The sequence below is a fragment of the Stenotrophomonas sp. 3diitr2024 genome, assembly GCF_042136455.1.
Taxonomy (GTDB): Bacteria; Pseudomonadota; Gammaproteobacteria; order Xanthomonadales; family Xanthomonadaceae; genus Stenotrophomonas; species Stenotrophomonas sepilia.
Genome location: NZ_JBHHMJ010000015.1, coordinates 1 through 7,974 on the forward strand (window position 1 = coordinate 1; position 7,974 = coordinate 7,974).

General features: G+C 68.1%; 5 protein-coding genes. All 5 read left to right on the forward strand.

Translation table 11 applies throughout. The features are described 5' to 3' along the window. Nucleotides 1-241 precede the first annotated feature (241 nt). Nucleotides 242-661, forward strand: a complete 420-nt coding sequence (locus tag ABGA94_RS00110) for a DUF2946 family protein (RefSeq protein ID WP_005418850.1) — start codon at nt 242-244, stop codon at nt 659-661. A gap of 72 nt (nt 662-733) precedes the next feature. Further along, nucleotides 734-2,797 carry a TonB-dependent copper receptor gene (locus tag ABGA94_RS00115; RefSeq protein ID WP_375365956.1) on the forward strand — a complete coding sequence of 688 codons (2,064 nt, stop codon included), beginning with the start codon at nt 734-736 and terminating at the stop codon, nt 2,795-2,797. Nucleotides 2,798-3,071: 274 nt separating this feature from the next. Next, on the forward strand, nt 3,072-4,178 hold the full coding sequence (locus ABGA94_RS00120) for an efflux RND transporter periplasmic adaptor subunit (protein ID WP_049412714.1): 1,107 nt from the start codon (nt 3,072-3,074) through the stop codon (nt 4,176-4,178). Further along, a complete protein-coding gene (locus tag ABGA94_RS00125; protein WP_005418827.1) occupies nt 4,175-7,300 on the forward strand; it encodes an efflux RND transporter permease subunit in 3,126 nt (1,041 codons plus the stop codon). Before ABGA94_RS00120 ends, ABGA94_RS00125 begins: the two co-directional genes overlap by 4 nt. After that, nucleotides 7,293-7,877, forward strand: a complete 585-nt coding sequence (locus ABGA94_RS00130; protein ID WP_188247989.1) for a GNAT family N-acetyltransferase — start codon at nt 7,293-7,295, stop codon at nt 7,875-7,877. The genes ABGA94_RS00125 and ABGA94_RS00130 overlap by 8 nt, the downstream gene beginning before the upstream one ends. Nucleotides 7,878-7,974 lie beyond the last annotated feature (97 nt).

Sequence of the window (7,974 nt, forward strand, 5' to 3'; positions counted from 1 at the left end):
GGTTGCGGGGGCGTGAGCCGAGCCTGCATGGACGTATTTACGGCGTCCCCCGCAACCGGACCCACCCCGCCTACCCACAGGAAACCGCTTTTGCTTTTGCTGTTGCTTGGGCTCTTGCCGTGGACGCGGTCTCTGCAGGTGCAGGGCGCAGCCCTGCCGAACACCCCCGCGACGGGGTGTCGCAAACGCCTGCGACGGTTCGTCGCACGGGCAACCCTGGACCCGCCTCTACACTAGCGGGGTGACCCGCCTGTCCCGCCCGCAGCGCCTCCTGCTGCAGCTCGCCGTCCTGGCGACGCTGCTGATGGTGCTTGCGCCACTGGTCAGCCGCGCGCTGCAGGCGCCGCCGATGGACCACGCGGCGATGGCAGGCATGGACCACGCGCACATGCACCACGACGCTGCCGCAGTGGGTCAGAGCCCTCTGCACGGGCAACGGAGTCCGACCCCACCGGCCGATCCTCACGCCATGCATGGCGAAGCCTGCGAATACTGCGTGCTGGCCATGCGCCTGCTGCCGTGGCTGGCGGTATTGGTGCTGCTGTTGCCGCTGCTGTGGCGGCCGCGGCTGGTATTCCCGTGGTCGCAGCAGGTACTGCCGGCACTGCGCTGGCCGGCACACGCCGCGCGTGGGCCACCGCGCGCCTCCATCGTCCGCTGATTTTCCTGTCGAATCTGCCGCACGACGCCTGACCGGGCGCCGTGCGCGCGTGCGTACCTTGGAGCTGTTCCGATGAAAATGACTTCCCGCCCCGCAGGCGCCTGCGTGCGCCTGCCGGTTGCCCTTGGCCTGGCCGCGGCTGCAACGCTCGCCCATGCCGCGCCCGCCGAAGAGGCGCGCACTCTCGATACGCTGGTGGTCACCGCCGCCGCGCCTTCGTCGTCACTGCACTGGGTGACCGATCCACGCCTGCCGCGGCAGCCGGTCCCTGCCAGTGACGGCGCCGACTACCTGAAGACCGTTCCTGGCTTCTCCGCCATCCGCAACGGCGGCACCAACGGTGACCCGGTGCTGCGCGGCATGTTGGGTTCGCGCCTGAACATCCTCAGCAATGACGGCAACCTGATCGGCGCCTGCCCCTCGCGCATGGACAACCCGCTGTCCTACATCGCACCGGAGAGCTTCGACCGCCTGACCATCATCAAGGGCCCGCAGAGCGTGCGCTGGGGGGCAGGTGCCTCGGCCGGCACCGTGCGCTTCGAACGCGATACACCGCGCTTCGAGGAACCGGGCCTGCGTGCCGATGCCAGTACGCTGGTCGGTTCGCGCAACCGCAACGACCAGGTGCTGGACCTGACCCTGGGCAACCCGGCCGGCTATGTGCGCGCCAGTGGCAACCGTTCCGAAGCCGATGACTACAAGGACGGCCACGGCGATGTGGTGCCATCGAAGTGGCGCAAGTGGAACGGTGACGTGGCGATCGGCTGGACGCCGGATGCCGATACGCTGCTGGAAGTTTCTGCCGGTGCCGGCGATGCGATCGCACGCTACGCGGGGCGCGGCATGGACGGTGCCGCGTTCGAACGCACCAGCTACGCCGCGCGCTTCGAGAAGCGCAACCTGCCGGGTGCGTGGGACACGCTGCAGGCCAACGTGTACTACAACGAGGCCGACCACGTGATGGACAACTACACGCTGCGCACGCCGAATCCGCACAGCATGATGCCGATGCCGATGGCGTCGAACGTGGACCGCCGTACCCAGGGCGGCCGGGTCAGTTCCGAGTGGGGCTGGCAGGACGTGCAACTGGTGGCGGGTGTGGATGGCGAGGACAGCCGCCATCGTGGGCGAATGGGCATGGGCCGGGGCACCTATCGCCAGGCGGCGTGGCAGACCGATGCCAGCTTCCGCCGCTATGGCGTTTTCACCGAGTTGACCCTCGGCGCCGGCACCGATCAGCGCTGGATCAGCGGCCTGCGCATCGATCGCGCCAGCGCTCGCGACGAGCGGCAGTCGATCCGCGGGATGATGGGGAACATGCCCAATCCCACCGCCGGCGAGCGTCGCAAGGAATGGCTCGGCAGTGGCTTCCTGCGCTACGAGCAGGACCTGGCCGACGGCCTGACCTGGTACGCCGGCCTCGGCCACAGCGAGCGCATGCCCGACTACTGGGAGCTGTTCTCGCCCAACCACGGCCCGGCCGGCGCAGTGAACGCGTTCACTGGCGTGCAGCCGGAACGCACCACCCAGCTCGACGTGGGCCTGCAGTACAAGGGACCGCGCGTGCAGGCCTGGGTCTCGGCCTATGCCGGGCAGATCCAGGACTACATCCTGTTCACCTACCACGGCAGCGGCATGATGGGCATGAGCCAGGCCAGCAACGTCGAGGCGCGCATTGCCGGTGCCGAGGCCGGGTTGGAAGTGAGCCTGACCGAGCAGTGGAAGCTGGGCGGCACGCTGGCCTATGCCTGGGGAGAGAACCGCGACCAGCAGCGTCCGCTGCCGCAGATGCCGCCGTTGGAAGCACGCCTGAGCGCGAACTGGGAGGGCCAGCGCTGGAGTGCCGGCGCATTGCTGCGCGCGGTGACCCATCAGCATCGTGTCGCAGATGGACAGGGCAACGTGGTCGCGCAGGACCTCGGGCCGAGCGCCGGGTTTGCCACCTTCGCGCTCAATGCCGCGTACCGTTTCAGTTCGCAGCTGCAGCTCAGCGCCGGCGTCGACAACCTGTTCGACCGCGCCTACAGCGAGCACCTGAACCTGGCCGGCAGCGCCGACTTCGGCTTCCCGGCCGACCCGGTGCGGATCAACGAGCCGGGGCGTAGCGTGTGGATGAAGTTGAACTACCGGTATTGATCCGCCGGGCATAAAAAAAACGGGGCCGGATCCCCGCCAGGATCCGTCCCCGCCCGACGCCCTCGGTCGGGCAGGTTCGACTCTACGATGACGGCCGCGGTGGTGCACCACTGGATACACCCCGACACACGCCGACACTGCCCATGGCAGCCTTGCACGGAACGGGTTCAAGGCGCTATCGCAGCCTAGGTTCCACGCCGGTAAACGCTTGGCACATACCGCCTTTATGGGCACTTGCCTACACTCGGCGGCCGTGGATCAATCAGGACCGTTCATGTTGGCTCGTATCGCTTCGACCCTGGCCCTCGGCCTCAGCCTGGCCGTGCTGGCCGGGTGCGCAGGCAAACAGGAGGCCGCCGCACGTCGGCAGGGCGAAGCGGTGCCGGTCACCGCGCAGGTCGTGCAGCCCACGCAGTGGAACGACACCCTTCAGGCACTGGGCACGGCCAAGGCGCGCGAGTCGATCAGCGTCACTGCCAAAGTCAGCGAGATCGTCGAGAAAGTGCACTTCGAGAGCGGCCAGCACATTGCCGCCGGTGCGCCGATCGTGACGCTGCGCGGCCAGGCCCAGGAAGCCGCACTGGTGCAGGCGCAGGCCACTTTCCATGAAGCCGATCAGCTGTACAAGCGCCAGCGCGAACTGGCCGCCCAGCGGCTGGTGTCCAGCGCCACGCTGGATACGCAGAAGTCGATCCGCGACGCCGCCGAGGCGCGCGTGATGCAGATGCAGGCAGACATTGGCGACCGCCGCGTGCGTGCGCCCTTTGCCGGTGTGCTTGGCATCCGCCAGGTCAGTCCGGGATCGCTGCTGACCCCGACCACGGTCATCGCCACGCTCGACGACATCGAGCACATGCATGTCGATTTCCAGGTGCCGGAAGTGGAGCTGGCTGCGCTGGGCGTTGGTGACAAGGTCAGTGCCACCAGCGTGGCCTGGCCGGGTCGCACCTTCGAGGGCGTGGTCAGCACCATCGATGCGCGCATCGATCCGGCCACCCGTGCGGTGACCGTGCGCGCCGATTTCGCCAATGGCGACCACGCATTGCGCCCGGGCATGCTGCTGGACGTGCGCCTGTTCCGCCCCGAGCGCCCGGCGCTGGTGGTCCCGGAAATCGCCGTGGTACAGGTCGGCCGCGATACCTTCGTGTACCGCATCAAGGCCGACGACAGCGTCGAGCGGGTGGACGTGGTCACCGGCGCGCGCCGTGCCGGCGTGGTCGAGATCCGGCAGGGCCTGGAAGCAGGCCAGCGCATCGTGGTCGATGGCACCGGCAAGCTGCGCCCGGGCCTGAAGGTCGCTGCGAAGGACGCCGCACCGGCCTCTGGCGCCAAACCGGCTGACGCGCCGGCGCCGGTCGCGGCCGAGGGCCACGGCGGATGAAGCTGTCCGACATCTCCATCCAGCGGCCGGTGTTCGCCGTGGTGATGAGCCTGTTGCTGCTGGTGCTGGGCGTGATGTCCTTCACCCGCCTGACCCTGCGCGAACTGCCCGCCATCGACCCTCCGATCGTTTCGGTGTCGGTGGACTACACCGGCGCGTCGGCGGCGGTCATCGAAAGCCGCATCACCCAGGTGCTGGAAGATGCGCTGGCTGGCATCGAAGGCATCGATACGATCAACGCGCGCAGCACCAACGGCCGCTCGCAGGTCAGCATCGAGTTCACCTCCAACCGTGATATCGAAGCGGCGGCCAACGACGTGCGCGATGCGGTCAGCCGCGTCGCCGACCGCATGCCGGAAGAGGCGCGGCCACCAGAGATTGCCAAGGTCGAGAGCGATGCCGACCCGATCATATGGTTCAACATGGTGTCCTCGACCATGGACACGCTGGAGTTGAGCGACTACGCCGACCGCTACGTGGTCGATCGTTTCTCCAGCCTCGATGGCGTGGCCCAGGTCCGCATCGGCGGCCGCCAGCGCTATGCGATGCGGATCTGGCTGGACCGTGACCAGCTGGCCGCGCGCGGGCTGACCACCGGCGACGTGGAAACCGCACTGCGCAACGAGAACGTGGAGCTGCCGGCCGGCCGCATCGAGTCGACCGACCGCGATTTCACCCTGCGCGTGGAACGCAACTACATCAAGCCCGAGGATTTCGCGACCATCCCGCTGGGCAAGGGCCGCGACGGCTACGTGGTGCGCATGGGCGACGTGGCGAAGATCGAGCTGGCCTCGGCCGAACGCCGCGCGTACTACCGCAGCAACGGCGAGCCCGGCATCGGCCTGGGCATCGTCAAGACCTCCACCGCCAACTCGCTGGACGTGGCACGCACTGCGCGCGCTGAGGCCGAGCGGGTGGCGCTGACCCTGCCCAAGGGCACGCAGATCTTCGTCGCCTTCGACAACACCACCTTCATCGAAGCTGCAGTGGACCGCGTCTACGCCACCCTGGTGGAAGCGATGATCCTGGTGCTGGCGGTGATCTGGCTGTTCCTCGGCAGCTTCCGCGCCGCGTTGATTCCGGCAGTGACGGTGCCGGTCTGCCTGGTGGCGGCGTTCATCGCGCTGTATGCGTTCGACTTCTCGATCAACCTGCTGACCCTGCTGGCGCTGGTGCTGTGCATCGGCCTGGTGGTGGACGATGCGATCGTGGTGGTGGAAAACGTGCAGCGCCGCATCGACCTGGGCGAACCACCACTGGTGGCCTCCAAGCGCGGCACCGCGCAGGTCGCCTTCGCGGTGATTGCCACCACTGCCGTGCTGGTGGCGGTGTTCCTGCCGGTCGGCTTCCTGGAGGGCAACACCGGGCGACTGTTCCGCGAACTGGCCGTGGCGCTGGCCGCTGCCGTGGCGTTGTCCGCGTTCGTTGCGCTCACACTGACGCCGATGATGGCTTCCAAGCTGCTCAAGCCGCATACCGGGCAGGCCCCGCGAGGCCTGCACGGCTTCATCAACCGCAACCTGGAACGCCTTGCGGGTGCCTATGGGCGGGTTCTCGATCACCATGTCGACCGCACCTGGATCTACCTGCTGGTGATGGTGGCTGCGCTGGCCGCCAGCTGGGGCCTGCTCAAGCTGCTGCCGTCGGAACTGGCGCCAGCCGAAGACCGTGGTTCGTTCCAGATCATGATCGACGGCCCGGAAGGCGCCGGCTACGACTACACCGTGCAGCAGGTGCAGCAGGTGGAAGCGCTGCTGGCACCGCATGTCGGCCCGGACAAGCCGATCGTGCGTGCCAACCCCCGCGTGCCGGGCGGCTGGGGCGCCAGCGAGGAAATGCATACCGGCCGCGTCAGCATCTTCCTGCAGCCGTGGCGCCAGCGCAGCGAGGGTACGCCCGAAGTCGCCAACGAACTGCAGAAGGAACTGGATACCATCCGCGGCGTGCGCGTACGCACGCAGGTGGGTGGTGGCCTGGTGCGCAGCGGCGGCCAACCGTTCCAGATCGTGCTGGGCGGCCCGGAATATGCCGAGATCGCGCAGTGGCGCGACCGCATCCTGCTGCGCATGGCCGACAATCCCGGCCTGGTCGGCCCCGATTCCGATTACAAGGAAACCCGGCCGCAGATGCGGGTGAACATTGACCGCCAGCGTGCGGCCGATCTCGGCGTGCCGGTCACCGCGATCGGTTCGGCGCTGGAAACCATGATGGGCTCGCGTCGCGTCACCACCTTCGTCGACAACGGCGAGGAGTACGACGTGCTGGTGCAGGCCGGTCGCGATGGTCGTGCCAGCCCGGCCGACCTGGCCGCGATCCGCGTGCGCGCCAACTCCGGCGAGCTGGTGCCGCTGTCCAACCTGGTCACGCTGAGTGAAGTGGCCGAGGCCGGTACCCTGAACCGCTTCAACCGACTGCGCTCGATCACCATCAGTGCCGGCCTGGCGCCCGGTTATCCGCTGGGCGAAGCCATTGCCTGGGCACAGAACGTAGCCCAGGAAGAGCTGCCGCAGTACGCGCAGGTGAACTGGAAGGGCGAATCGCGCGAGTACCAGAGCGCCGGCGGCGCGGTGCTATTGACCTTCGCGATGGCGCTGCTGGTGGTGTACCTGGTGCTGGCCGCGCAGTTCGAGAGCTTCATCCATCCGCTCACCATCATGCTGACCGTGCCGCTGGGCGTGCTCGGCGCGCTGGTCGGGTTGTGGGTGAGTGGCGGTACGGTGAACCTGTTCAGCCAGATCGGCATCGTGATGCTGGTCGGCCTTGCCGCGAAGAACGGCATCCTCATCGTCGAATTCGCCAACCAGCTGCGCGACGATGGGCGCAGCGTGCGCGAGGCGATCATCGAGTCGGCGATGGTGCGCCTGCGTCCGATCCTGATGACCTCGATCGCCACCGTGGTCGGCGCGATCCCGCTGGTGGTCGCCGGTGGTCCTGGTTCGGCCAGCCGTGGCACGATCGGCATCGTGATCATCTTCGGTGTGACCCTCTCGACCTTCCTGTCGCTGTTCGTGGTGCCGGCGTTCTACGCGCGGCTGGCGCCGTACACCCGTTCGCCGGAAGCGGTGAAGCGCGAGCTGGAGAAGCAGGAAGCGGAGTCGCCCTCGGTAGGCGGTCATGCCTGACCGGTACGCCGGCGGGGTCGGATCCCTTTCCCAAAGGGAAAGGGCTCTGACCCCAGACCTGCAAGGCGACGGCTTCCAGCTGCGCCCCTGGCGCCCGAACGATCTGGACTCCCTGCTGCGCCACGCCAACGACGCCGAGGTATCGCGCGGCCTGCGCGACCGCTTCCCTTACCCGTACACGCGCGGGGATGGCGAGGCTTTCCTCGCCGGCCGCGTGCTGCCTCCCGGCACCCTGAACCTGGCCATCGAGATCGACGGCCAGGCCTGCGGCAGCGTCGGTGCCCAACAGGGCGTGGCCGAGCGTGGGCATACCGCCGAACTGGGTTACTGGCTGGGCCGGGCCTATTGGGGGCAGGGCCTGATGACCCGCGTGGTCGGCCTGTTCGCCCCGTGGGTGATGGATGAGCTGCGCCTGTTCAGGTTGCAGGCCACCGTGGTCGACTTCAACCTCGGCTCGGCCCGGGTGCTGGAGAAGAACGGCTTCCAGGAAGAAGGCGTGGAGCGTTGCGCGGTCTACAAGCGCGGCGTGTTGCACGACCTGCGCCGTTTCGCCCGGGTGCGCACGCAGCTGCCCTGAGCCCTCGGGGTCAGATCCCTTTTCGCCAGAAAAGGGCTCTGACCCCAACCCGCCAAAAGGGCGAACCGGGGTCGGAGCCCTCGCGCGGCGCGCAAGG

Excerpts from the sequence above, each read along its gene's own strand:
- ABGA94_RS00120 (WP_049412714.1), top strand. The coding sequence starts at position 3,072 with ATGTTGGCTCGTATCGCTTCGACCCTGGCCCTCGGCCTCAGCCTGGCC.
- ABGA94_RS00115 (WP_375365956.1), top strand. The coding sequence starts at position 734 with ATGAAAATGACTTCCCGCCCCGCAGGCGCCTGCGTGCGCCTGCCGGTT.
- ABGA94_RS00130 (WP_188247989.1), top strand. The coding sequence starts at position 7,293 with ATGCCTGACCGGTACGCCGGCGGGGTCGGATCCCTTTCCCAAAGGGAA.
- ABGA94_RS00125 (WP_005418827.1), top strand. The coding sequence starts at position 4,175 with ATGAAGCTGTCCGACATCTCCATCCAGCGGCCGGTGTTCGCCGTGGTG.